This is a genomic window from Rhodococcus opacus B4 (assembly GCF_000010805.1).
In the GTDB taxonomy this organism is placed as follows: Bacteria; Actinomycetota; Actinomycetes; order Mycobacteriales; family Mycobacteriaceae; genus Rhodococcus_F; species Rhodococcus_F opacus_C.
In genome coordinates, this window is record NC_012522.1 from 2,745,384 (window position 1) to 2,768,589 (window position 23,206).

The 23,206-nt window shown below is 67.1% G+C and carries 24 protein-coding genes; 19 read left to right on the forward strand and 5 right to left on the reverse strand.

The annotated features are described in order from the left end of the window. Positions 1-40 precede the first annotated feature (40 nt). Both ROP_RS12685 and ROP_RS12690 read right to left on the reverse strand, forming a co-directional pair. Entirely contained in the window at positions 41-628 is a 588-nt protein-coding gene (locus tag ROP_RS12685) for a cupin domain-containing protein (RefSeq protein ID WP_043824676.1), read from the reverse strand. An 82-nt stretch (positions 629-710) separates the two neighbouring features. After that, positions 711-1,376 carry a helix-turn-helix domain-containing protein gene (locus tag ROP_RS12690; protein WP_012689757.1) on the reverse strand — a complete coding sequence of 222 codons (666 nt, stop codon included), beginning with the start codon at positions 1,374-1,376 and terminating at the stop codon, positions 711-713. 170 nt (positions 1,377-1,546) lie between these two features. Between ROP_RS12690 and styD the strand changes: the two genes are divergently transcribed. The 8 genes from styD to ROP_RS12730 all read left to right on the forward strand — a co-directional run bounded on the left by styD (position 1,547) and on the right by ROP_RS12730 (position 10,837). After that, positions 1,547-3,034, forward strand: coding sequence for a phenylacetaldehyde dehydrogenase StyD (styD, locus tag ROP_RS12695; protein WP_012689758.1), 1,488 nt, complete (start codon positions 1,547-1,549; stop codon positions 3,032-3,034). A gap of 34 nt (positions 3,035-3,068) precedes the next feature. Next, entirely contained in the window at positions 3,069-4,184 is a 1,116-nt protein-coding gene (locus tag ROP_RS12700) for an NDMA-dependent alcohol dehydrogenase (RefSeq protein WP_012689759.1), read from the forward strand. Positions 4,185-4,250: 66 nt separating this feature from the next. Continuing rightward, positions 4,251-4,382 carry a hypothetical protein gene (locus ROP_RS44800; RefSeq protein ID WP_269454442.1) on the forward strand — a complete coding sequence of 44 codons (132 nt, stop codon included), beginning with the start codon at positions 4,251-4,253 and terminating at the stop codon, positions 4,380-4,382. A gap of 52 nt (positions 4,383-4,434) precedes the next feature. Then, complete coding sequence (locus tag ROP_RS12710; RefSeq protein WP_043824678.1) at positions 4,435-5,004, forward strand: TetR/AcrR family transcriptional regulator; 570 nt, start codon at positions 4,435-4,437, stop codon at positions 5,002-5,004. A 171-nt stretch (positions 5,005-5,175) separates the two neighbouring features. Next, the gene (locus tag ROP_RS12715) at positions 5,176-7,134 is read left to right on the forward strand and encodes a primary-amine oxidase (protein WP_012689761.1); all 1,959 of its coding nucleotides are present in this window, start codon (positions 5,176-5,178) and stop codon (positions 7,132-7,134) included. Beyond that, positions 7,127-8,563, forward strand: coding sequence for an APC family permease (locus ROP_RS12720; RefSeq protein WP_012689762.1), 1,437 nt, complete (start codon positions 7,127-7,129; stop codon positions 8,561-8,563). Before ROP_RS12715 ends, ROP_RS12720 begins: the two co-directional genes overlap by 8 nt. Before the next feature lie 8 nt (positions 8,564-8,571). Continuing rightward, positions 8,572-9,093: a DUF5134 domain-containing protein gene (locus ROP_RS12725; RefSeq protein WP_012689763.1), complete on the forward strand. Its 522-nt coding sequence runs from the start codon at positions 8,572-8,574 to the stop codon at positions 9,091-9,093. 34 nt (positions 9,094-9,127) lie between these two features. Continuing rightward, positions 9,128-10,837 (forward strand): amidohydrolase, encoded by a 1,710-nt coding sequence (locus tag ROP_RS12730; protein WP_012689764.1) that lies wholly within the window; start codon positions 9,128-9,130, stop codon positions 10,835-10,837. 75 nt (positions 10,838-10,912) lie between these two features. Here ROP_RS12730 and ROP_RS12735 read toward each other — a convergent pair whose 3' ends face one another. Next, positions 10,913-11,182, reverse strand: coding sequence for a hypothetical protein (locus tag ROP_RS12735; protein WP_012689765.1), 270 nt, complete (start codon positions 11,180-11,182; stop codon positions 10,913-10,915). Between the two features lie 89 nt (positions 11,183-11,271). Beyond that, positions 11,272-12,777: a PAS domain-containing sensor histidine kinase gene (locus ROP_RS12740; RefSeq protein ID WP_012689766.1), complete on the reverse strand. Its 1,506-nt coding sequence runs from the start codon at positions 12,775-12,777 to the stop codon at positions 11,272-11,274. A 198-nt stretch (positions 12,778-12,975) separates the two neighbouring features. Here ROP_RS12740 and ROP_RS12745 point away from each other — a divergent pair, with 198 nt between their 5' ends. The 7 genes from ROP_RS12745 to ROP_RS12775 are packed head-to-tail and all read left to right on the forward strand — an operon-like array spanning position 12,976 to position 18,625. Further along, the gene (locus ROP_RS12745; protein WP_012689767.1) at positions 12,976-14,139 is read left to right on the forward strand and encodes an acyl-CoA dehydrogenase family protein; all 1,164 of its coding nucleotides are present in this window, start codon (positions 12,976-12,978) and stop codon (positions 14,137-14,139) included. A 28-nt stretch (positions 14,140-14,167) separates the two neighbouring features. Next, positions 14,168-14,545, forward strand: a complete 378-nt coding sequence (locus tag ROP_RS12750; RefSeq protein ID WP_012689768.1) for a hypothetical protein — start codon at positions 14,168-14,170, stop codon at positions 14,543-14,545. A 5-nt stretch (positions 14,546-14,550) separates the two neighbouring features. Further along, a complete protein-coding gene (locus tag ROP_RS12755) occupies positions 14,551-15,051 on the forward strand; it encodes a nuclear transport factor 2 family protein (RefSeq protein ID WP_043826501.1) in 501 nt (166 codons plus the stop codon). After that, a complete protein-coding gene (locus ROP_RS12760; protein WP_043824681.1) occupies positions 15,051-16,346 on the forward strand; it encodes an aromatic ring-hydroxylating oxygenase subunit alpha in 1,296 nt (431 codons plus the stop codon). Before ROP_RS12755 ends, ROP_RS12760 begins: the two co-directional genes overlap by 1 nt. Continuing rightward, positions 16,336-16,839, forward strand: a complete 504-nt coding sequence (locus ROP_RS12765; RefSeq protein WP_043824683.1) for an aromatic-ring-hydroxylating dioxygenase subunit beta — start codon at positions 16,336-16,338, stop codon at positions 16,837-16,839. The genes ROP_RS12760 and ROP_RS12765 overlap by 11 nt, the downstream gene beginning before the upstream one ends. Positions 16,840-16,897: 58 nt before the next feature. Then, the gene (locus ROP_RS12770; protein ID WP_012689772.1) at positions 16,898-17,638 is read left to right on the forward strand and encodes an SDR family NAD(P)-dependent oxidoreductase; all 741 of its coding nucleotides are present in this window, start codon (positions 16,898-16,900) and stop codon (positions 17,636-17,638) included. Positions 17,639-17,665: 27 nt separating this feature from the next. Further along, positions 17,666-18,625, forward strand: coding sequence for a PDR/VanB family oxidoreductase (locus ROP_RS12775; protein ID WP_012689773.1), 960 nt, complete (start codon positions 17,666-17,668; stop codon positions 18,623-18,625). A gap of 6 nt (positions 18,626-18,631) precedes the next feature. On the opposite strand, the gene ROP_RS12780 is transcribed toward ROP_RS12775, so the two are convergent. After that, positions 18,632-19,252, reverse strand: a complete 621-nt coding sequence (locus tag ROP_RS12780; protein ID WP_012689774.1) for a response regulator transcription factor — start codon at positions 19,250-19,252, stop codon at positions 18,632-18,634. A gap of 224 nt (positions 19,253-19,476) precedes the next feature. Between ROP_RS12780 and hpaC the strand changes: the two genes are divergently transcribed. Genes hpaC through ROP_RS12800 form a run of 4 tightly spaced genes read left to right on the forward strand, consistent with a single transcriptional unit; the run spans position 19,477 to position 23,191 of the window. Then, the gene (gene hpaC, locus ROP_RS12785) at positions 19,477-20,070 is read left to right on the forward strand and encodes a 4-hydroxyphenylacetate 3-monooxygenase, reductase component (protein WP_012689775.1); all 594 of its coding nucleotides are present in this window, start codon (positions 19,477-19,479) and stop codon (positions 20,068-20,070) included. A 2-nt stretch (positions 20,071-20,072) separates the two neighbouring features. After that, the gene (locus ROP_RS12790) at positions 20,073-20,366 is read left to right on the forward strand and encodes a DUF485 domain-containing protein (protein WP_012689776.1); all 294 of its coding nucleotides are present in this window, start codon (positions 20,073-20,075) and stop codon (positions 20,364-20,366) included. A 6-nt stretch (positions 20,367-20,372) separates the two neighbouring features. After that, positions 20,373-21,923 carry a solute symporter family protein gene (locus ROP_RS12795; RefSeq protein WP_012689777.1) on the forward strand — a complete coding sequence of 517 codons (1,551 nt, stop codon included), beginning with the start codon at positions 20,373-20,375 and terminating at the stop codon, positions 21,921-21,923. Then, positions 21,920-23,191 (forward strand): amidase, encoded by a 1,272-nt coding sequence (locus tag ROP_RS12800; protein WP_012689778.1) that lies wholly within the window; start codon positions 21,920-21,922, stop codon positions 23,189-23,191. Before ROP_RS12795 ends, ROP_RS12800 begins: the two co-directional genes overlap by 4 nt. Positions 23,192-23,206 lie beyond the last annotated feature (15 nt).

Below are 23,206 nucleotides of genomic sequence, written 5' to 3' on the forward strand. Positions count from 1 at the left end.
CGCCCTCGCCCGCGGACTCCGCAGGCGGGGGCGTCGCCGATTACGTCAGGCTCTGAGCCAGACCCCGAAGCGTGTCGCTGTAGTTGTTCGGCTGGGCGGACAGGAACTGGCTCAGCACGATTCGATCGAATTCCGCCATCGCTGCCGAATCTGCGGTGATCGCCGCATGATTCGCGACTTCGTGTTCGAGCAGTTCCACCGCCTCACGCCACCCGCGCACAGCGGGGCTTTCGAGTTCCATCTGCGGCTCGAATCGCAGGGGCTGGCCGAGTGGACTCCCGAGCATTTCCTGCAACTGTTCCTCGAGGGTGCGGCGCGCCAGTCGGATGATCAGCTGAGACTGCCCCTCGTGCCACTCCATGCTCGCCGGGAGCCCCGGCGACAGAATGGACGCGACCGTCATGGTCGAGTCGAACTCCTCTGCGCCAGAGGTGATCCGGGCCGTGCCCGACAGCGGGATCTGAACGACGTAGAAATCGCCGAGATCGTCCGTGTTCATCCGCGCATCGGTGCCGTAATCGAAATAGTAGAGCCCGATCGCGCCCGCGGTGGCCAGGTGCACCGACTCGACGGGATCGAAGGGCAGCGCCGCTTTTCCGCCGGACGCTATCTGAACTGTCGCCAACATTGCTACCACGACCTTTCGAACCACCCGCCACTCTACGCCCGGCACAGGGCGCGGAGGAAGGAAGGATTCGCGGTCGGCGGGGTCACTCCTCGTGATGGTCCGGGTACGCGGTGACGGCGAGGAAGCGGATGGGCAACCGCACGAGGTCGTTGGGACCGTGCAGACCTTCGCCGTCGAGGAGCAGCGAGTCGCCCGGCCGGAGCGTGTACTCGGCCTCGCCGTGCCCGTAGACCATGACGCCCTCGAGCATGTACAGCAGTTCGGTGCCCGCGTGCTGGAACAGCGGGAATGTCTCGCTGGCGTCGGTGAGTGTGACCAGCACCGGTTCGAGTCGCTTGTGCTGCCCGCGCAGGGCGCCGAGGAGTTCGTAGTGGTGCCCCACCCGGGTGCCGCGCCCGACGATGACCGCGCCGTGTCCCGCCTCGACGTACACGGCGTCGCGGGCGGTGTCGGCACCCCGGAACAGGGAGGTCACGGGCACGTCGAGTCCGGCAGCGAGACGCGCCAGCGTCGACAGACTGCACGAGGTCTGCGAGTTCTCGATCTTCGACAGCATGGCCTTCGATATCCCGACCTTCGCCGCCATGTCCCCGACGGACAGTCCGCTGGCCTTGCGGAGCGCCCGAACCTGCCTGGCGATCACCTTCTCGAGATCGGGCCCGGTCGGCGTGTCGGACGGCACCTCCCGCTCGACGGGCGCGGGGTCTCCCGTGTCGCGATGGACCTCGGTCTCGGGTCGAGTCGTCACGTCCGCATCGTAACAGCGCTGTTTACTGTCAGGAAACCGTGACTCGTCGGCCCGGACGGCGAATCGGTGCGCATACGAGCAACAACCATGCGCGTGCGTGCAAGACGGCACCACCCCTACGCCCCCATGCTTGTGACAGCCATCACAACACCACCGGGAGAGTTGACGCCATGACCGCAGTACACGAGAACGTCAGTGCCACAGGGCTTCCTGATGGAGCCGCCACGCAGCTGTTCATCGGCGGGCAGTGGCGTCCGGCCTCGGACGGCGGAACGTTCACGGATCTGAACCCGGCCACCGGCCGTCCCCTCGTCGACGTGGCCGCCGGAACAGCGCAGGACATCGACGACGCCGTCGCCGCGGCGCGGGCGCAGCTCAACGGTGAATGGGGTTCACTGCCCGGCGCAGCCCGCGGACGGATCCTCAACAAGATCGCCGACCTCATCGAGCGCGACGGCGAGATCCTCGCCCGGCTCGAGGCCCTCGACGTCGGCAAGCCCGTCGGCCAGCCCACCATGCTCGACATCCCGATGGCCGCGGGCACGTTCCGGCACTTCGCCGGCTGGGCCGACAAGATCACCGGCCAGTCCGTCCCGACCGCCGGCTACTTCGGCCAGCCCACCCACTCGTACACCGTCCGTGAACCGGTCGGCGTGATCGGCGCGATCGTCCCGTGGAACACCCCGCTGATGATCTCGGCGTGGAAGATCGCCCCCGCCCTCGCCGCCGGGAACACTCTGGTGGTCAAGCCGCCGGAGGACGCACCGCTGTCGATCCTGCACCTCGCGACGCTGCTGGAGGAGGCCGGACTGCCCGCAGGCACCGTCAACATCGTGCCCGGCCTCGGCGAGGTCACCGGTGACGCGCTCGCCGCCCACCCCGGCGTCGACAAGATCAGCTTCACCGGCAGCCCCCGCGTCGGCCGGATCATCGCCAAGCGTGCCGCGGACACGTTCAAGCGCACCACCCTCGAACTGGGCGGCAAGTCGCCGCAGATCATCCTCCCCGACGCAGACCTCGAGGCCGCCATCAATGGCACCGCGATGGGACTGTTCTTCAACCAGGGCGAGGTCTGCGCGGCGGGCACCCGCATCCTGGTGCACCGGTCGCTGTACTCGCAGGTCGTCGACGGTCTCGCCGCCGCCGCGTCCGCCCAGGTCCTCGGCGACCCGTTCGACCCGGCCACCACGATGGGCGCCCTGGTCAACGCGAAGCAGCGCGACACCGTCCTCGACTACATCGCGGCCGGACGCAGCGAGGGCGCACGGGTCGTCGCCGGCGGTGGCCGCCCGGACGGGGACGGATTCTTCGTCCAGCCGACCATCTTCGCCGACGCGAACAACGACATGAAGATCGCGCGGGAAGAGATCTTCGGACCCGTCGGCACCGTCATCCCGTTCGACACCACCGACGAGGCGATCGCCATCGCCAACGCCACCGACTACGGCCTGGCCGCCACCATCTGGACGCGCGACGTCTCCCACGCCCACCTTCTCGCCGGGAAGGTCCGGGCCGGAGCGGTCGGCGTGAACGGATGGGCTCCCATCGACCCAGCCCTGCCCTGGGGCGGCATGAAGACCAGCGGCACCGGACGCGAACTCGGCTGGGCCGGAATCGAAGCCAACACCGAGGAGAAGGTCGTCACGATCGTCCTCTGAGCGCCCCAGACATCATCGGACAGGAGCAGAAGACATGAAGACTCAGGCCGCAGTGCTGTGGGAGCCCCGTCAACCCTGGCAGATCGAAGAACTGGAACTCGACCCACCGAAGCACGGAGAGGTGCTGCTGCAGTTGGCGGCGTCGGGGATGTGCCATTCGGACGAGCATGTCCGGGACGGCAGCCTGCCGCTCGAGTACTACCCGTTCATCGGCGGCCACGAGGGCGCCGGAGTCGTCCTCCAGGTCGGGCCCGGGGTCACCAGTGTGGAGAAGGGCGATCACGTCGCTCTCGGATTCATCCCCGCGTGCGGGCGGTGCCGGCAGTGCGCGACGGGGCAGTCCAGTATCTGCGACCTGGGGGCCCACCTGCTCGAGGGCTGGCAGATCTCCGACGGCACGGCGCGGCATCACGTGCGCGGCAAGGACGCCGCCATCCAGTGCCTGATCGGGACGTTCTCGCCGTACACGGTGGTCAACGAGGCGTCGTGCGTCAAGATCACGAAGGACATTCCGCTCGACAAGGCCGCCCTGGTCGGTTGCGGCGTCACGACCGGCTGGGGATCGTCGGTGTACGCCGCGGGCGTCCAGGCCGGCGAGACCGTCGTGGTGATCGGCATGGGCGGCGTCGGGTGCGGGGCGGTGCAGGGCGCGGCGCTCGCCGGTGCCCGGCACGTCGTGGTCGTCGACCCGTCGGAGTTCAAGCGGGAGCAGGCCAAGATCTTCGGCGCGACCCACACCGCGGCGAGCATCGACGAGGCGCTCCCCCTCCTCCAGGACCTGACGTGGGGTCAACTCGCAGACAAGGTGCTCATCACCGTCGCGAACGCGAGCGGCCGCATCATCGCCCCGGCGATGAGCCTGGTGGCGAAGGGCGGCACGTGCGTCCACGTGTCGGTCGGCGACGTCACGCAGAACGACGTCGACCTGAACCTGTTCGATCTGACGGCGATGCGCAAGACCCTCAAGGGTGCGTGGTTCGGCAACGCGAACATCCGGTTCGACATCCCCCATCTGCTCCGCCTGTACATGGAGGGTCAGCTGAAGCTGGACGAGATGATCACGAGGACATACACACTCGACCAGATCAACGACGGCTACGAGGCCATGCGGAAGGCCGAGAACGTCCGCGGCGTCATCATGTACTCGTAGTGCGACTCCGTCGGGAGCGGTGGGGCGCTGCACGCCTCCCCGCTCCCGACATGGTTCCCTGTCCCCATGCCGTACGTGTTCCTGCTTGCCGCGATCGGGGCCGCCTTCCTCGGCGAGCCGCTGACCGCGACGAAGGTGTTCGGCCTGGGTCTCGTCGTGTCGGGCGTGGTCGTTCTCAATCTCGACGGAGCGCATTGATACCGTGGTCGCATGATCGCTGGTGGGGCAGGTACGCGTCGTGCCTAAGCTCGTGGATCACGACGAACGTCGGCGAAGCATCACCGCCGCCGCCTGGCGGCTGATCGCCGCCCGCGGGATCGAAGCTGCGAACATGCGCGACATCGCCACCGAGGCCGGGTACACCAACGGCGCCCTGAGCCATTACTTCGCCGGCAAGGACGAGATCCTCCGCACGTCGTACGAGCACATCTCCGAGGCCACCGATCGCCGGATCACCGAGGCGCTCGGCGACGCGACCGGTCTCGACGCCCTGCGCATCCTGTGCCGCGAAGTGATGCCGATCAACGAGGAGCAACTCCTCGAGGCCCGGATCGCCGCCTCCCTGTGGCCGCGGGCCATGTACGACGAGCAGATGGCCGCGACCAACCGGCGGACGATGGACCGCTGGCGCGAGCAGATGGCGATCTTCCTCGAGCAGGCTCGCGACGAGGGCGCCGTCGGCGACATCGACGTCACCATCGTGGTCGAGCAACTGCTCAACATGATGATGGGGATGCAGATTCTCGGCGTCCTCACGCCGGGCGAGACGTCGTCGGAGCGTCAGCTCGAGATGCTCGAGCAGTTCCTCGCCGCACTCTGAATTTTTGTACGCTCGTCCAAAATCGTTGTCCCAGAACCTGACAAACAGCCTTCATTGACCGAACGGTCAGTTTCCGCACTCGGAAACTCACTGTTTACACGAGGGCACCTCGGCTGTAACGTACATCACTAAGCTTTTTATTCAACACCCGTAGAACCAAAGGATCGCGACATGCCCACCCTTTCCCCTGCGCGTATCGACCACCCGCTGTCGCTGCCGACCGTCGAAGAGATCGCATCGCTCCGCGAGATCCTCGAGGCCGCCGACGCGCTGACCGAGCAGACGCGATTCGTCTACGTCGGCCTCGAGGAACCGGACAAGTCGACGCTGTACCCGGCCGAGACGAACGAGACCGATCGCCGATTCCGCGTTCTGCTGCACGACATCTCGTCGCCGAACGCGGTGGACGTCGTGGTGTCGGTGACCCAGCGGTCGGTGATCAGCTCGGTAACCCTCGACGCCACCCGCGACGGCCAGATGCCGGTCCTGGACGAGGAATTCGAGCTCGTCGAGCAGGTACTGTCCACCGACGAACGCTGGCTCACCGCACTCGCCGCCCGCGGACTCGACGTCGCCGACGTCCGGGTCGCGCCCCTCTCGGCCGGTGTCTTCGACTACCCCGGCGAGACGGGCAAGCGGATCCTCCGCGGGCTCGCGTTCCGCCAGGACCACCCGAAGGACCACGCCTGGGCCCACCCGATCGACGGGCTCGTCGGCTTCGTCGACGTCATGAACCGGACCGTCACCGACGTTCTCGACCTCGGCGCCGTCCCGGTCCCCGAGGAGTCGGGCAACTTCGACGACCTCGCCGTCACCGGGCCGCTGCGCACCACCCAGAAGCCCATCGAGATCACCCAGCCCGAGGGCCCCAGCTTCGCCGTCGACGGCAACCGCGTCGACTGGGAGAAGTGGTCGTTCCGCGTCGGCTTCGACGCCCGCGAGGGACTGGTTCTCCATCAGCTCGGATTCGCCGACGGCGACCGGGTCCGCCCGATCATCCACCGCGCGTCGATCGCCGAGATGGTGGTGCCCTACGGCGACCCCTCCCCGGTGCGGTCGTGGCAGAACTACTTCGACACCGGCGAGTACATGGTGGGCCGCTACGCGAACGCGCTCGAACTCGGCTGCGACTGCGTCGGCGACATCACCTACTTCGACGCCGTCATCGCCGACGAGTTCGGCAGCCCCAAGACGCTGAAGAACGCGGTGTGCATGCACGAGGAGGACTTCGGCGTGCTGTGGAAGCACACCGACCTGTGGGCCGGTTCCGCCGAGACGCGCCGCCAGCGCCGCCTGGTCGTCTCCTTCTTCACCACGATCGGCAACTACGACTACGGCTTCTTCTGGTACCTCTACCTCGACGGCACCATCGAGTTCGAGGTCAAGGCCACCGGAATCGTCTTCACCTCGGGTCACCCGGGCGGCGACTACCCGTACGCCTCGGAGATCGCCCCCGGCCTCGGCGCGCCGTACCACCAGCACCTGTTCAGCGCCCGACTCGACATGATGATCGACGGCGACCGCAACTCCGTCGAGGAGGTGCAGACCAAGCGGGTGAAGATGGGCCCGGGCAACCTGCACGGCAATGCGTTCACCCTCGAGCGCACCCCGCTGACGAAGGAGTCGGAGGCGCAGCGCCTCGCGGACAACAGCGTCGGACGGGTGTGGCACATCAGCAACCCGAACAAGTTGAACCGGCTGGGCAAGCCGGTGGCGTACGCACTGCACCCGGAGGGGCAGCCGATCCTGCTGGCCGACGACGACTCGTCGATCGCGGCGCGCGCGACATTCGCCACCAAGCACCTGTGGGTGACGCAGTTCGACGAGAAGGAACGGTACGCGGCAGGCGATTTCGTGAACCAGCATTCCGGTGGCGCCGGACTGCCGAGCTTCGTCGCCGGCGACCGCGATCTCGAGAACGAGGATCTCGTCGTGTGGCACACGTTCGGCCTCACGCACTTCCCGCGCCCGGAGGACTGGCCGATCATGCCTGTCGACTACACCGGATTCACGTTGAAGCCCAACGGTTTCTTCGACCGCAACCCCTCCCTGGACGTGCCCCGCACGACGTCGAAGCATTGCTCGACCGGAGGCGGCAGCTGCCACTCGGACGGGGGCACCGATGTCTGACACCACCACCGGCGGGGCCGGTAAGTTACGCGGATCCATCGGCGTCGTCGGGATCGTCTTCCTCGTCATCGCCGCCGCCGCACCGCTGACCGCGATCGGCGGCGCACTGCCGGTCATGATCGCGATCGGCAACGGCGCAGGCGCCCCGACCGCCTATCTCATCGCGGCACTGGTCCTGCTCGTCTTCAGCGTCGGGTACGCGGCGATGAGCAGCTACATGGTCGACACCGGCGCCTTCTACGCGTACGTCGCCAAGGGCCTGGGCGAATCGTGCGGGCTCGGCGCCGCCGGCCTCGCACTGCTGACCTACACCGCGATCCAGGCCGCCGTCTACGGGCTCGCAGCCGCGACGATCCAGGGCCTGGTGGTCCAGTACGGCGGACCCGACCTGCCGTGGTGGTTCTGGGCGCTGGTCCTCATCGCACTCGTGGCCGTGCTCGGCTACCGCAGCATCGACCTCGGCGCCAAAGTCCTCGGGGTACTCCTGGTACTCGAGATCGGCATCATCCTCGCGCTGTCGTTCGGCGTGCTGGTGAAGGGCGGCGCCGCCGGCATCGACTTCGCATCGTTCACCCCGACCTCGTTCTTCAGCGGATCCCCCGGTGTCGCGTTGATGTTCGCGATCGCGTCGTTCATCGGATTCGAGGCCACCGCGATCTACGGCGAGGAGGCACGCAACCCGCGCCGCACCATTCCGATCGCCACGTACGCGGCCGTCATCGTCATCGGCCTGGTGTACGCACTGGCGAGCTGGGCCGTGGTGCTCGCATTCGGCAGCGACAACGTCTCCGCGGCCGCCGCCGAGGACCCTGCCGGGCTGACGTTCGCCGCCGCCGCGCACTTCCTCGGCGGTCCCGCCGCCGACGTCATGGCGATCATGCTCGTCACGAGCCTGTTCGCCGCGCTCCTGGCCTTCCACAACGCCATCTCCCGGTACGTGTTCGCCCTGGCGCGCAAGGGTGCGGCCCCGCGGGCACTGTCCCGCACCCACGCCAAGCACGGTTCCCCGCACGTCGGCTCGATCGCCCAGACGATCTCCGCGACGGTGGTCGTGGGGGTGTTCGCACTCGTCGGCGCGGATCCGGTGCTGGAACTGTTCACCTGGATGGCCGGTCTGGCCACCGTCAGCATCCTGGTGCTGATGGTGCTCACCAGCGTCGCGATCATCGCGTTCTTCGCCCGCACCCGGCTGGACACCCGGCTCTGGCACACCCGCATCGCTCCGGTGCTCGGATGCGTGGGCCTGGTGGCCGTCACCGGGTTGGTCCTCGACAACTTCACCACGCTGATCGGCGGTTCGGAACTGCTCGCCGACATCCTGCTGGTCGTCATCGCCCTGTTCTTCGTGGCCGGACTCGTCGTCGCCCGGGTCACCCGGCAGAGCCGGGCGGACGTCGGGCAACATCACGAACTCACCCCCACGATCTGAGTCCGACGATGTTCGAGATCCCTGCCGTGCACGCGGCGATGTGCGTCGGCGCCGTCGGGGCCGTCATGCCGTTGTGGCGGTCCCACGGCACGGACTGCCGGGTCCGGATCGCGCACGGCGCGATGGCTGCGTCCATGGTGGCCATGATGATTCCCGGTGTGCCTGCGTGGATTCATCTGCTCGAGGGCGCAGTTCTCGTCGTGCTCGCGCTGTTCGTCACCGGCGAGACGATGCACCGCCGGACCGCCATCCCGTGCGCGGTGGATCTCACGGCCATGGGAGTGCTGCTCCTGCTCGCTCCGACGGCGGCACCGATGCCGACAGCCTCGGCATCGGTGCCCCAGGGTCATCATCACGGCGGCGCCGGAGTCTCGACGGGCTGGCTTCCTGTCGTCATCCTCGTCTGCTGGGCCCTGGTGGCACTGCACCTCTTTCGCTCCACCCCACCCCGCGAACGCCGCTCCGGTGTCAGGACCGCGGCCGCGGGATCCGCACTGATGATCCTGGGCATGGCACCCATGGCCGTGTGATCGGCCTTCCACCGACAGCAACCTGGAGGAACCGATGAGTTACGCCGATGCCGTCTACACCCACGGCAAGGTCTTCACCGTCGACGAGAACTTCACGATCGCCACGGCCCTGGCCGTGCGTGACGGACTCGTCCAGGCGGTGGGCAGTGACACCGAGATCGACACCCTGATCGGACCGGACACCGTGGTCACGGACCTCGGGGGGAGGACGGTCCTCCCGGGAATCAACGATTCGCACCTGCACGCCATCGCGTACGGACTCGACACCCCGCCGCTGTCGCTCGACGTCTCGTTCCCGGCGGTCCGGTCGATCGCCGACGTCCGCGAACTCGTGCGGGAGGCCGCCTCGGCCGCCGAGGACGGCGCCTGGATCATCGGAACAGGATGGGACGACGGCTATCTCGACGAATGCCTCGCCGAGGAGGGGCGGACACCGACCCGCTGGGACCTCGACGACGTGTCCCCGAACAATCCCGTGTTCCTGCAGGACTTCTCCCGGCACACGTCGTGGGTGAACAGCGCGGCACTTACCCTCGCCGGGGTCGACGAGACCACCCCGCTGCCGCCCGGCAGCCTCATGCCCACCGGTGAGGACGGCCTGCTGACCGGAATCGTCATGGAGGGTGCGCAGGCCCTCGTGCAGCGGGTGCTGCCCGCCCTCACCCGGGAACGCCGGGAAGAGGCACTGCGTTCGGCGATCTCGATCCTGCAGAGCGAGGGCATCACCAGCTTCACCGACCCCGCCATCGGACCCGGCGGGGAGGCCCTCGCCGGCGGCGCGATGGGAGCGGAGGGCCTGGCGGTGTATGCCGACCTCGCCCGCCGCGGAGAACTCGGCGCCCGCGTGAACCTGCTCCTCCTGCCCACCGGAATGTCCGGATCGGCCGAGGACTTCGGGCGTAACCTCACCGGCATCGAGGTCCCGGACACGGTGGACCCCCGGATGTTCCGGGTTCTCGGGGTGAAGGTGTTCGCCGACGGCATCCCGCCGAGCAAGACCGCGTGGATGCACGAGGAGTACGTCGGCGGCGGCTGCGGCTCCCTCTGCGTCGGCGGCGACACCGACGAGCGCCAGGTGTACGAGGTGACCGAGATGGTGCGCATCGGCCACGAGGCCGGCTACCAGATCGGTGTGCACGTCACCGGCGACCGCGCCATCGACACCGTCGCCGAGGCGATCATCGCCGCACAGAACGCGCACCCCCGCGACGATGCCCGGCACTACCTGATCCACGGCGACTTCATCAGCGAGGCCACCCTGAAGCGGCTCGCCGACAACGACATCGGCGTCAACATGAACCCGACGATCAAGTGGACGATCGCCGACCTCGAGGTCGGGGTGGTCGGGACCGAACGCGCCGCCTACGAGTGGCCGTATCGCAGCGCCGTCGAATCCGGAGTGCACCTGATGAGCAGTTCCGATGCACCGGTCACCCCGCCCGACTGGCGCCAGGGCATCTCGACGATGATCCTGCGGGAGAGCAAGGCCAGCGGCGCGGTGAGCGGACCCGACCAGACCATCGGGCTCGCCGACGCCGTCCGGACCTACACGATCAACGCCGCCTGGCAGGACTTCGCCGAGGACTGGAAGGGATCCCTCGAGCCCGGCAAGGTGGCCGACCTGTGCATCCTCGACGGCGACCTCGAGACCGTCGACCCGCACGACATTCCGGCGATGCAGGTCGTCACCACCGTGCTGGGCGGGAAGGTCGTGTTCGAGCGCGTCACCGAGAGTGTCGCGTAGGCCGCAGAAAGACGAGATTCGAACGGCCGGTTCACCATTTCCCTGGGTGAACCGGCCGTTCGCCGTGCGAGCGCGTCACTGCGCCCAGGCGGCCTCGGCGATCCAGTACTCGCTGCCGTCGGCGCTGATTCCGCGTTGCCAATCGGTGGTCCGCCGCAGGTTCGGCTCGATGCGCGCGGTGGCCACGTCGGCGCCGTCCGGACCGTCCTCCCGCACCTGCCAGTGCACCCAGTTCACTTCGTTGCCGTGTTCGTCGTGCACGAAGAGGTCGACGTGATGCCAGCCGTAGCGGTGGGTGTCGGCGTAGCAGGTCAGGAACGTGCGATGGTGATGCGAATAGTCCACGAGGTACCTCCGGGGCCGCGGTGGTTTTCCCACAACGCTAGAACCTGATCGTGCCGGGCGGAATCCAAGAAACCTTTACGCGAGCCTGCTCAGTGATACCGCTCTGCCGGCAGCGTGAACGTGAACACCGCGCCGTGCGGATCGTTCTCCCGCGCCTCGAGTGTGCCGCCCTGACGGGTGATGATGCGGTGGCTCAGCGCGAGTCCGATTCCGTGTCCCGTCGACTTCGAGGTGAACGCGCCGTCGAAGATGCGGCCGTCCGGAATGTGCGAGAGACCCTTGCCGTGGTCCTCGACACTCACGACGCCCTCCGCCTCCGTCGCCTCGGTGCGGACCGTCACGACGCGGTCGTCCGCCGGCCACTCCGCCATCTCGTCGATGGCGTTGAAACACAGGTTCAGGATGACCTGCCCGGTCAGCACACGCTCACACACGACGGCGACCGTCCCGGGCGCGCGAAGGTATTCGACGCGAACACCTTTCTGCCGCGCTCGAATGTCGATGAAATACGCGCACTCGTCCACGATGTCGTTGAGGTCGACGATCTGCTGGGACTCCTCGAGTTGCGTCACGTATTCGCGCAGGCTCCGGACGATCTGATTGGCCCGGTCGATCTGCTTGCGCGCCTCCCCGAGGCCCCAGCTCACTTCGTCGCGTCCGCTCTGCCCGTCACCGAGGCGGCTCTGCGTTCCGGCGATGAAGTTGGTGGCGGCCGCGAGCGGCTGGGCCAGCTCGTGTGCGATGGCCATGGCCATGTCGCCCATCGCGTTGTAGCGGGCCAGGTAGTTGAGGTACTGCGAGTCCCGTTCGTGCTCCTGTTCGGTGCGGACGTGCTCGGTGACGTCGTGGAAGAGCAGCAGGTGCCCACTCAGATCGTTCTCGATCGCGATGTGCTGGCAACTCCCCGCATGCCACCGGCGCTCCTCGGACGTCAGTTCCACCTCGTAACGCAGACTCTGGGATCCCCCGTCAGCGGTGGTCAGGGCCAGAGCCCGGCGCACGCTCTCCCGTGACTGCCCCGCCCGGCAGAACTCCGTGAAGCGTTCGCCGACAAGCGATGCCACCGGGACCTTCAGGAGTTCCGACGCCGCCTCGCTCGCATACGTAATGCGGCTGTCGTCGTCGAGAACCAGGATGCCTTCGGCCATGTTCCGCAGGAACGCGGCCAGGCGGGCCTCGGTGCGGCTGAGATCGGCCTCGGTGCGCGTGAGGTCGCGGCGCATCGACGTTTCCTGCTCGATGTCGCGGAACTGCACCATCACCACGGTCCGGGCGCTCAGCTCGACCCGAATCGCGATCGCCTCCGTCAGGACCTCTCGTCCGCTCTTCGCGCGATACGCCCATTCGGTGACCGCAGCCCCGTTGTCGACGGCCTCCTGCAGCCATCGTCGTCCCACCGACCGCCGGTAGCGCTTCGCCGGGGAACTCATATCGGGGGCCTTGAGCGGTTTGAGCTCCTCGACCGTGAACTCGAGCAGTTCCGACGCCGCCCTGTTCGCCCAGAGGATGTCCTTGGTCGCCGCATCGTGGACCAGCACGCAGTAGCGGAGCGACTGAACGAGTTGTTCGTAGTCGGACGGCGCGAGATCGGACAATGCGGCCTCCTTGGGCTCGTCTCGAGTCTACTGAGCGGCCCGACCGCGGACACGATAGGGAATTCCTTTACTCCGAGGCGACATCTCTGCACGTGCGCGGGAGGAAGCACCGATTGAGTGATGCCCGCCACCGCAATAGCGTGAATTCGACACGAAACACGCCACACCCCTTCTACTTCGCGTCGATCGGAGCATTTGATGACCACCACCGCACCGACCCTCGGCACGACGGACTCCGCCGCGAACGGGACACTGTCGTTCGAGGATGTTCTCGAGCACGTCGCATTGCGGCGGGAAGAGTTCGCCACACAGAAGTTCGTGCCTCGCGACATGATCGACGAGTTCAAGCAGGTCGGCATCTACCGCGCCGCGACCCCACGCCGGTTCGGCGGCGACGCACTGCCCCCGAGCGAGTTTCTGCGGATGATCGAACGAATCTCCGCCGTGGACGCGTCGGCGGGCTGGGTCGCGAGTTTCGGCTCCGCCCTCGTCTATCTGGCCGCGCTGCCCCTCGCGACTCAAGCGGAGTTGTACAAAGACAGCCCCGACCTCGTCTTCGCCGGCGGCCTGTTCCCCGTGCAACCCGTCGAACAGGTGCCCGGAGGTCTGAAGATCAGCGGGCAGTGGAAATTCGCCAGCGGATGCAAGGGCGCCGACATCCTCGGCGTGGGCATCCGGGGCGGCGACTCCACATCGGGGAAGCCGCGCACCGCCCTGCTGTGGCCGGAGGACGTCGAGATCGTCGAGAACTGGGACGTGCTCGGGCTGTCGGGAACCGGTAGTCACGAACTGAAGGTCGACGGCGTCGTCGTGCCTGAGGACTGGACATTCATCCGGGGCGGCACCCCGACCCTCGACGAACCCCTCTACCGCTATCCGTCCATCGCGTACGCCGCGCAGGTGCTGGCCGTCGTCAATCTCGGAGTGGGCCGCGCCGCGCTCGACCACGCGCTCGAGGTCGGCGCGGGACGCACCGGAATCACCGGGGCGCCCAAGCTCGCCGACCGCGCCTACTACCGCATCGACCTGGCCAAGGCGGAGGCCACGCTGCGATCCGCACGCGCCTTCTTCTACGAGGTCACGGACGAGGCGTATGCCACGGTGGTCGCCGGCGATCCCGTCCCGGAAAAGCTTGCGGCACTTCTCCGTCTGTCCTCGACACACGTCGCGAAGGCGGGAGCGTCCGCGGTGCACACCGCATTCCAGTTGTCGGGAACCGGTGCCATCTACGACGGCAACGCGATGCAGCGGTACATGCGCGAGTCGCTGGTCACCCCGCAGCACGCTTTCCTCGGCGACGGCATCTACGACAGCGCCGGCGCGGTGCTCATGGACATCCCGCCGTTCCCCGGCTTCATCTGACCACCCTTTTCGACTCGAGGAGACGATCGTGAGCGACACCGAGACCACACCGTTGCGGGTTCTGTTCTGCATCGGCATCAACCAGAACTTCTTCGACCTTCCCACCGGCCAGGGCGGGCTGGTGTGGAAGGCGTTCTCCGGGATGATGGACGCGCTGGCCCAAACCCCCGGCGTCCGGGTGATCGGGGACATCGACGACGACAGCCACATGGTCGGACCGTCGGACGGCTGGCCGTGGACCTGCTACATCCTCGCCGACGTCGACACCCAGGAGACCGTCAAGGCCGTCTGCAACCTCTTCCGCACCACCACGGTCGGCGAGTACACGCTGTGGCGATACGCGAAGATCGAGGCCCGCATCGGCCGCGCGCTCACCGTCCGCGAAGACGTCGACCTCGGCGTGTGAGCGAGATGCACCGTGCGGGCGCGACCGAGCACATCGAGAAGCGCGAGGCCGTGCACCGGGTGATGTGCCGCTACATGGAGCTGTGTGACGTTCCGGCCGTGCGCTTCTCGGCCCTGGAACTCGGCTCGCTGTTCACCCCCGACGCGGTGTGGGAAGGCGTCGGCAGCGACTACGCGCACAAGTTCGGCAGGCGGCAGGGGCGCGAGGAGATCGTCGGAATGCTCACCGCGTACCTTCCACCGAGCTCCCATTTCCGGGCAAATGCGCACCTGCTCGGCAACGAGCAGATCGACGTGGACGGACCCGCCGCGCACGGGCGGTGGGTGATGCAGCAGCTGTCGCGGTACGAGGACGACTCGGCCGAACTGCTCGTCGCCCGCATCACCGCCGAGTGCGAAATCCGGAACGGCACCGCCCGCATCAGCCACTTCACGACCGAGAAGCTGTTCGCCAGCCGCCTCGACGAGGCAGCGCGACTGCTCGAATCGAATGGAAAGAGAACGTGATGACCACTTCGCTGGATCCCACGGACACCAGTTTCACGAAAACCGACTTCGCGGACCTCGCCACCGACGACTGCGTGGCCGGATCGCTGTACACCGACCCCGACATGTTCGAGGCCGAGCTCGAGAAGATCTTCTACCGCACCTGGGTATGGGTTGCCCACGAGAGCGAGATCCCCGAAGCCGGCAGCTACAAGATGGCGACCATCGGCAGGCAGCCGGTGATCGTCAACCGCGATCGCAAGGGAAACTTCAATGTCCTGCTGAACCGGTGCCGCCACCGCGGGGCCAGCGTGTGCGAGGTGCCCAAGGGCAAGGCGAACGGCTTCACCTGCCCGTATCACAGCTGGTCGTACGCCCTCGACGGACGTCTGCGCGGAATCCCCTACCCCGACGGCTACGACGAGGATCTCGACAAGAAGGACCTGCCCCTGCAGAGCCTGCGAGTCGAGTCGTACGCCGGGATGATCTTCGCCAGCTTCAACCCCGACGTCGAACCTCTCGACGACTTCCTCGGCGACGCGAAGGTGTGGATCGACCTGTTCATGAAGCAGGGCGCCGGCTACCCCATCAAGACCCAGGGCGAACACTGCTTCCGGTTCCGCGGGAACTGGAAGATCCAGTTGGAGAACACCACCGACGGCTACCACTTCCCGATCGTGCACCGCTCCTGGATGTCGTCCGTCGACGCCGAAACCGCCGACATGCTCTCCTTCATGACCGACGACAACGCCGTCACGCACGCTCTCGGCAACGGTCACAGCGTCGCCATCATGGTCCCCGAGCACGTCGATCTCGACCACGACGACGGCAGCGAGAAGATTCAGGCGCGTTTCGACCACATCGTCGAGGAACTGTCGAAGACGATGCCCGCCGACCAGGTCCGCCGCATCGTCCGCTCGATGCACGGTGCCGGGTTCAACCTCAACATCTTCCCCAACGTCGCGATGTCGATGTCGTTCTTCCGCGTCCTGCGGCCCATCGCGGTCGACGAGACCGAGATCCGGCACATCGCCCTCGGTATGGACGGCGGGCCGGAGATCGTCAACCGGGAACGCCTCCGGATCCACGAACACTTCCAGGGCCCGTTCGGGTTCGGCAGCCCCGACGATTCCGAGGCCTGGGACCGGGTCCAGCGCGGCTCCCGTGGCGCCCCCGGAATGCCGATCATGGTGAACCGCGGCCTGAACCGCGAAGCACTCGACAGCAACGGACACCGCACGTCGCACGTCACCGACGAAACCGGAATGCGCGAGGCCTACGCAATGTGGAAGAGGATGATGACCGATGAGCACTGATCTCATGACCGCCCAGTTGTCCGACACGCGGGTGCTGCAGGCGATCGAACTCGTCTGGCACGAAGCGGCCCTGCTGGACGCCAAGGACTACCAGACCTGGGACTCTCTCTGGACCGACGGCGGCCGGTACGTCATTCCCATCGATCCGGACACCGACGACTTCGACGGTTCCCTGAACATGGTCAACGACGACACCCGGATGCGCCGCATGCGCATCGAACGATTGACGTCCGGGTACTCCATGTCGGCGCTGGCCGCGGCCCGGACCGTCCGCACCCTGTCCCGCTTCACGGTCGAGGACCGGACCGAGGACTCGATCACGCTGAAGTCCGCGCAGATCCTGGTCGGTTTCAAACGCGACGAACAGCAGACGCTCGCCGCCGACGTCACCCACCGCATCCGCTACACCGAGTCCGGTCCGCGACTGGATCTGAAGGTGATCCGGCTCGTCAACTCGCAGGGTGCGGTCAACGCCTCCGGCTACCTCCTCTGACCTTCCCCTTATTTCCCGACAATATTTCCCGACAGTATTTCCCGACAAGGAGTTCGACATGGATCACGTCGCAGTAGTCACGGGCGGCGGGCGCGGACTCGGTGCCGCCATCGCCCGCCTGTTGCACGACCGCGGCTATCGCGTACTGGTCGCGGACATCGACGAGGCCGCCGCGAAAGAGACTGCGGTGAAACTGGATTCCTCCGGGAACACCGCCGTCGCCGCGGTCCTCGACGTCCGGAAGAAGTCCGACTTCGAGTCCGTGCGCGACCTGGCCGTCGCGCGCTGGGGTGGCGCGGACGTTCTCGTGAACAACGCGGGCCGGTCCCAGACCGGGACGCTGATGGACATTGCGCCGGAGGAATTCTCCGACATCGTCGAGATCAACCTCAACGGGGCGTTCCTCGGCTGCCAGGTGTTCGGCTCTCACTTCGCCGAACGCGGCTACGGCCGCATAGTCAACATCGCCTCGCTGGCCGGCCAGAACGGCGGCACAGCGACCGGGGCCCACTACGCGGCGGCGAAGGGTGGCGTCGGCACGCTGACCAAGGTCTTCGCCCGGGAACTCGCACCGTCGGGTGTCACCGTCAACGCGGTCTCCCCCGGACCGCTGGACCTGCCGGTGGTGCGCGAGACGGTGCCCGCGGACAAGCTGGCGGCCATTCTCACCACCATTCCGGTGGGCACCCTGGGGTCGCCCGAATTCATCGCCGAGACGGTCGCCCTCCTCGCATCCCCGGCCGCCGCGTCGGTGACCGGAGCCTGCTGGGACGTCAACGGCGGCCTGTACATGCGGTAACCCGTCCGCGCGACGAGAAGGATCATCATGAGTTTGTTCACGGTCACAGTGGCGGAGATAGTCGACGAAACGCCGGACATCAAGTCGTTCCGGCTGGTCCGCACGGACGGCTCACCGTTCGAGCCGTACCCTGCGGGCGCCCACATCGACATCCTCGGCCCCACCGACGTCCTCACCCAGTACTCGCTGTGCAGCCCGCCGCACGAGCCCGAATCCTATGTCGTCGCCGTCAAACGCGAGGCCGGTCCGCGCGGTGGCTCGGCCGCACTGCACGATCACGTGACGTCCGGCAGCGAGTTGCGGATCAGCGGGCCGCGGACACTGCTCGCGCTCGCCGAGGGCGCCGATCGGCACATACTCGTCGCGGCGGGCATCGGCCTCACACCGATGCTGAGTCTGGCGTTCGCGTTGCATCGGCAGGGGCAGCGGTTCGACCTGCACTACTTCGCACGGACGAGGGCGCAGGCCGCGTTCGTCGACCTGCTGGAGAGTTCGGATTTCCGGCAGGACGTGCACCAGCACTTCGGCCTCACGAGGGACGAACAGTACTCGGCGCTCGAGAAGATCCTGGCGGACGCGTCGGCCGCCACCCACGTCTACACGTGCGGGCCCGAAGGTTTCATGGATCGGGTGCGCGGACTTGCCGAACCGGCGGTCGGCGAGGACTCGGTGCACTTCGAGCATTTCGAGGCCACCGCGCCGGTGTCCACCGTGGAGGACACGGCGTTCGAACTGGAACTCGACACGGGCGAGGTGTTCGACGTGCCGGCCGGAAAGTCGATCGCCGACGTGCTCGAGGAGAACGACATCGAGATCGACACCTCCTGCCGGGAAGGCATCTGCGGCACGTGCGTCCTGGACGTCCTCGAAGGCGAGCCCGACCACCGAGACAATTGCCTCACCAAGAGTGAGAAGAAGTCGGGAGACAGAATCGCCGCGTGCGTGTCGCGCGCTCGATCCGGGAGGCTCGTCGTCGAACTTCCCTGAATCTTTCTAGGTCACCGCAATTCCGGCCTGCAGGATGTCGCGCACGAGAACCGCGATGCTGTCTGCTCCGGTCTTTTCCTTGATACGCGTGCGATGCACGTCGACCGTCTTCACGCTGATACCCAGCTCTTTGGCGATGTTCTTGCTCGGCAACCCGTCGAGCACGAGTGCGAGAATTTCCCGTTCCCGCACCGTCAGCGCGTCGATCCGCCCCTGCAATTCCGTTCGGTTGCGGCGCTCGCCGAATCGTTGCCTCGCTACCCGGAGCGCGTCCTGGATGACGTCGAGCATGTGCTGCGGATCGTAGGGCTTCTCGATGAACGTCAGCGCACCCCGCTGCAGTGCCCGCACCGACATCTTGATGTCGCCGTGGGCCGACACGAAGATGATCGGAATCGGGGATTCGTCGGCGAGGAGAGTCTCCTGGAGCTGGAATCCCCCGACCTCCGGCATCCGGACGTCCAGGACGAGGCAGGCCGGAATGTCGCGGCGGTAGCCCTCGAGGAACGACTGCACCGAGAAGTAGTACTCCGACGTGATGTTGACCGAATCGAGCAGCCACGCAAGCGATGCGCACAACTCTCGATCGTCGTCGACGATATAAACCCGTGTTTCCTGCTGCTCCATCGAATCCTGCCTCGCACAGATGGCTTGCTTGCCCGTCCAGTCAACACCGACCGTAACGGAAGCGATAGGCAACTGAAGAAATCCCCTACCCGCATACGCGACTTACTGCGAGAAAGTAGCGTCGCCGCCAATGTTCCAGCGCACGAGCGCGTCATATCCTTCTTTTCAGGATCGCCGGCGCCACGTGGTGACACGACTTCCTGTTCCGACGTCTGGAGGCTGAAATGCCCGAACTCACTACCATGCAACTGAACTTCCGCACCGCCATGGCGAATCTACCCGCCGCGGTCAACATCGTGACGACCGACGGCCCCGCCGGGCGCTGCGGGATGACCGTCACCGCCGTCTGCTCGGTGACCGACTCCCCTCCCACGGCACTCGTGTGCGTGAATCAGAACAGTGCGATGCACAACGTATTCCGGGAGAACGGCCGGGTCGGCATCAACGTGCTCTCCGGCGACGACGAAGAACTCGCCATGCACTTCGCGGGGGCGACGAAGGTGGCGATGGCGGATCGCTTCCAATGGGACATCTGGGAAGAAGACACCGGCGACGGGGTTCCGATCCTGCGCGCCGCCCATGTGGTTCTCGCCGGCCGGATCGCGGACAGCAAGACCGTCGGGTCGCATTCGGTGATGCTCATCGAACTCGACCGCGTCCAGACGCGCGAACAGGGCGACAGCCTCGTCTACTTCCAACGCAAATTCCACCGGTTGTCGGTCCCGGTCGAGTCTCCCGACTGGTTGTTCTACGACGAATGGTCCGATCCGATCACCGTGACGCCCGCCCTCGTTCCCGCCGCAGCCGGAGGTAGATAGCCATGGACATCTCGTCACCACCCGAACGCCTCCCGCAGGACTCCGACCTGCAGGAGCTCGCAGATACCCGTGCCGCCCTGACCTTTCGGCTCAGCGCCCTGGTCCTCGCACTGTTCCTGCCCCTGCCGATCCTCGGCGGGTTCACCTCGCTGCTGGACGGCGTCGTGTTCAGCGGTGTCACCGTGGCGTGGCTCTACGCTGTCGCGCAATTCGTCGTCGCCATCGTCGTGGCCCGGTACTACATGACGCGCGCGGCCGAACTCGACGTCCGAACCGCATCCCGGGCGAAAGGATAACGCGCCATGAACCTCGTCTCTGCGTCACTCTTCGCGGCGCTCGTCGCCGTCACGCTGATGATCACCGCGTGGGCTTCCCGGCGGAACAAGTCCGCCGCCGATCACTATGTCGCGGGCGGCAGCCTCACCGGTCGACAGAACGGTGTCGCGATTGCCGGCGACTTCATTTCTGCCGCATCGTTTCTCGGTGTCACCGGCGCGATCGCCCTGACCGGTTTCAACGGGTTCTATCTCGCGGTCTTCGTGCCCGTCGCGTTCGTACTCGCGATGCTGCTGATCGCCGAACCACTGCGCAACCTCGGCCGCTTCACGCTGGCGGATGTCCTCGCCACCCGTTTCCCCGGCAAGGACGTGCGCTCGATGATGGCGCTCAGCACGGTGGTGATCAGCGTGGTCTACCTCGTGTCGCAGTTGGTCGGCGCCGCACTGCTCGTGTCGCTGCTGTTCGACCTCGACTATGCCGTGGCGGTGCTGATCATCGGAACCCTCACCACCGCATACACGCTCGTCGGTGGGATGCTCGCCACCAGCTGGATCCAGATCATCAAGACCGGTCTGCTCATGGTCTGTGCCGTCGTGCTGTTCGTGCTCGTGCTGGTGCGTTTCGATTTCAACCCGTTCGGCCCGTTCAGCACCGCGCTCGCCGAGTTCGGTCAGTCGTTCGTCGCGCCGCAGCGCACATCCGGTGCAGCGTCGTTCGACCAGTTGTCGCAGACCGTCGGACTCGTCCTCGGCGTGCTCGGCCTTCCGCACGTCATGATCCGGTTCCTCACTGTCCCGGACGCGAAGCAGGCGAGAACGTCCGCGTACACGGCCATCTGGATCTTCTTCGCGTTCTACCTGCTGGTTCCCGTGCTCGGGTACGGCGCCGCCAAACTCGTCGGCATCGAGGTGATCAAGTCCGAGAATCGCGGAGGCAACCTCGCGGTCGCGCAGCTCGCCGAAACCGTCGGCGGCGGCGTGCTGCTCGCGTTCGTCGCGGCCGTGGCGTTCGTGACCATTCTGGCCGCACTGTCCGGCCTGGTGATCGCGACGTCCGGTGCGATCGCACACGACCTGTACGGGCAGGTGATCCGGAACGGGTCGGTGTCGGCGAAGGCGCAGCACCGCGCGGCCCGGGTCGCGACCGTCGCGACCTGCGTCATCGGTGTCGCGATCGCCTTCGCGGCCCAGAAGCAGAACGTCGCGTTCCTTGCGTCGCTGGGGATGTCCATCGCCGCGTGCGCGAACCTGCCGGCGCTGCTGCTGACGATGTACTGGAAGCGGATGACGGCACGGGCGGTCATCTCCGGCATCGTGGTCGGGCTGGCCCTGTCGGTCACCGTCATCCTCCTCAGCCCGGTGGTGCAGGGACCGGATTCCGTTCTGGGATTCTCCAATCCGGCGCTCGCCGTGGCACCGTTGTCGCTGGCGGTGTCCGTCATCGTCGCGCTGCTGACCGCGCCCGCCGGTGAGACGAAGGAACGCGCGGACCGCCTCTTCTCGGTCATGCGCACCCGCGCGCTCACCGGACAGGCCGAGGCGAAGAACGACGACACGCTGGCGGCGACCCGATGAAGACGGAACTACGCTCTCCCCTTCGGGACCTGGTCGAGCAGCTGGCGGCGGGTTCGACGACGCCGACCGAGGTGGCCGAGGCGGCCCTCGCGCGGATCGCGGAACTCGATCCGAGGATCCGGGCGTGGGCCCACCTCGATCCCGACGCGGTGCGGTCTGCGGCCGCCCGGATCCAGGATCGCGGAGCAGGCGGCGTGCTGTGGGGTGTTCCCGTCGGTGTCAAGGATCTGATCGACGTCGCCTGTATGCCGACGCGCTGCGGCAGTGAGCTGACGAGTGCGGAACCCGCGGCGGCGGACGCCGACTGTGTGGCGCGGGTACGCGCACTCGGTGCGCTCCCGGCCGGCAAGACCGTGACCACCGAGTTCGGCTACTTCAAGCCCGGTCCGACCCGCAATCCGCGCGCCGTGGACCACACCCCCGGTGGGTCGTCGAGCGGATCGGCGGCGGCGGTGGCCGCGGGCATGGTGCCGCTGGCGTTCGGCACGCAGACCGCGGGGTCGTTGACGCGTCCGGCGTCGTTCTGCGGAGTCGCGGGTTTCGTCACCGCCCACGGCAGCTTCTCGACGGACGGCATCACCGGACTGAGCCCCAGCCTCGACTCGCTGGGCCTGCTGGCGCGCACCGTGTCCGACCTCCATTTCGCGTGGACCGCCCTGCGCGACGGCGCCCCTGCGCCCACGCTCGAGCCTTCTGCTCCGCGGCGGCTTCGCCTGTGGAGCGGGTTCGAACTCGGCGAGGTGTCCACCGAGATGACGGCGGCGCTCAGGAAGACCGCCGCCACCGCCGAGGCGTCCGGCGTCTCGTGCCGGGAAGTCGATGCCGCCGCGACCGTCGTCGCGCTGACGGAACACCACCACAGCGTGATGGCGTACGAGGCGGCCCGGGAACGCAGTGCCGAGGCCGCCCGGCCGGAAAAGATCAGCGCACCCCTCGCCGAACTGTTCGGTGCGGGAGCCCAGACGTCCGAGGCGGATTACGCCGGCGCCCTTGCCGGAATCCGCGAGATGCGGCAGCGCCTGCTGTCGGCGCTGGACGAGGACGAGGCCATCCTCGGACCTGCCGCGCTCGGCGCCGCTCCCCGCGGCCACGACGCAACGGGCACGCCCGTGCTGAGCCGACCCTGGCAGGCCATGGGCCTGCCGGTGGTCACGATTCCCGGGAAGCGCGACAGCGCAGGCCTGCCGCTGGGACTGCAACTGATCGGACGTCCCGGCGCCGAACAACGTCTGTTCGAAACGGCCGTGTGGCTGGAATCCGTGCTCTGACCCCCTGCACGTGAG

Coding starts and splice junctions, on each gene's coding strand:
- ROP_RS12685 (WP_043824676.1), bottom strand. CDS start 628: ATGTTGGCGACAGTTCAGATAGCGTCCGGCGGAAAAGCGGCGCTGCCC.
- styD (WP_012689758.1), top strand. CDS start 1,547: ATGACCGCAGTACACGAGAACGTCAGTGCCACAGGGCTTCCTGATGGA.
- ROP_RS12700 (WP_012689759.1), top strand. CDS start 3,069: ATGAAGACTCAGGCCGCAGTGCTGTGGGAGCCCCGTCAACCCTGGCAG.
- ROP_RS44800 (WP_269454442.1), top strand. CDS start 4,251: ATGCCGTACGTGTTCCTGCTTGCCGCGATCGGGGCCGCCTTCCTCGGC.
- ROP_RS12715 (WP_012689761.1), top strand. CDS start 5,176: ATGCCCACCCTTTCCCCTGCGCGTATCGACCACCCGCTGTCGCTGCCG.
- ROP_RS12720 (WP_012689762.1), top strand. CDS start 7,127: ATGTCTGACACCACCACCGGCGGGGCCGGTAAGTTACGCGGATCCATC.
- ROP_RS12725 (WP_012689763.1), top strand. CDS start 8,572: ATGTTCGAGATCCCTGCCGTGCACGCGGCGATGTGCGTCGGCGCCGTC.
- ROP_RS12730 (WP_012689764.1), top strand. CDS start 9,128: ATGAGTTACGCCGATGCCGTCTACACCCACGGCAAGGTCTTCACCGTC.
- ROP_RS12745 (WP_012689767.1), top strand. CDS start 12,976: ATGACCACCACCGCACCGACCCTCGGCACGACGGACTCCGCCGCGAAC.
- ROP_RS12755 (WP_043826501.1), top strand. CDS start 14,551: ATGCACCGTGCGGGCGCGACCGAGCACATCGAGAAGCGCGAGGCCGTG.
- ROP_RS12760 (WP_043824681.1), top strand. CDS start 15,051: ATGACCACTTCGCTGGATCCCACGGACACCAGTTTCACGAAAACCGAC.
- ROP_RS12765 (WP_043824683.1), top strand. CDS start 16,336: ATGAGCACTGATCTCATGACCGCCCAGTTGTCCGACACGCGGGTGCTG.
- ROP_RS12770 (WP_012689772.1), top strand. CDS start 16,898: ATGGATCACGTCGCAGTAGTCACGGGCGGCGGGCGCGGACTCGGTGCC.
- ROP_RS12775 (WP_012689773.1), top strand. CDS start 17,666: ATGAGTTTGTTCACGGTCACAGTGGCGGAGATAGTCGACGAAACGCCG.
- ROP_RS12780 (WP_012689774.1), bottom strand. CDS start 19,252: ATGGAGCAGCAGGAAACACGGGTTTATATCGTCGACGACGATCGAGAG.
- hpaC (WP_012689775.1), top strand. CDS start 19,477: ATGCCCGAACTCACTACCATGCAACTGAACTTCCGCACCGCCATGGCG.
- ROP_RS12790 (WP_012689776.1), top strand. CDS start 20,073: ATGGACATCTCGTCACCACCCGAACGCCTCCCGCAGGACTCCGACCTG.
- ROP_RS12795 (WP_012689777.1), top strand. CDS start 20,373: ATGAACCTCGTCTCTGCGTCACTCTTCGCGGCGCTCGTCGCCGTCACG.
- ROP_RS12800 (WP_012689778.1), top strand. CDS start 21,920: ATGAAGACGGAACTACGCTCTCCCCTTCGGGACCTGGTCGAGCAGCTG.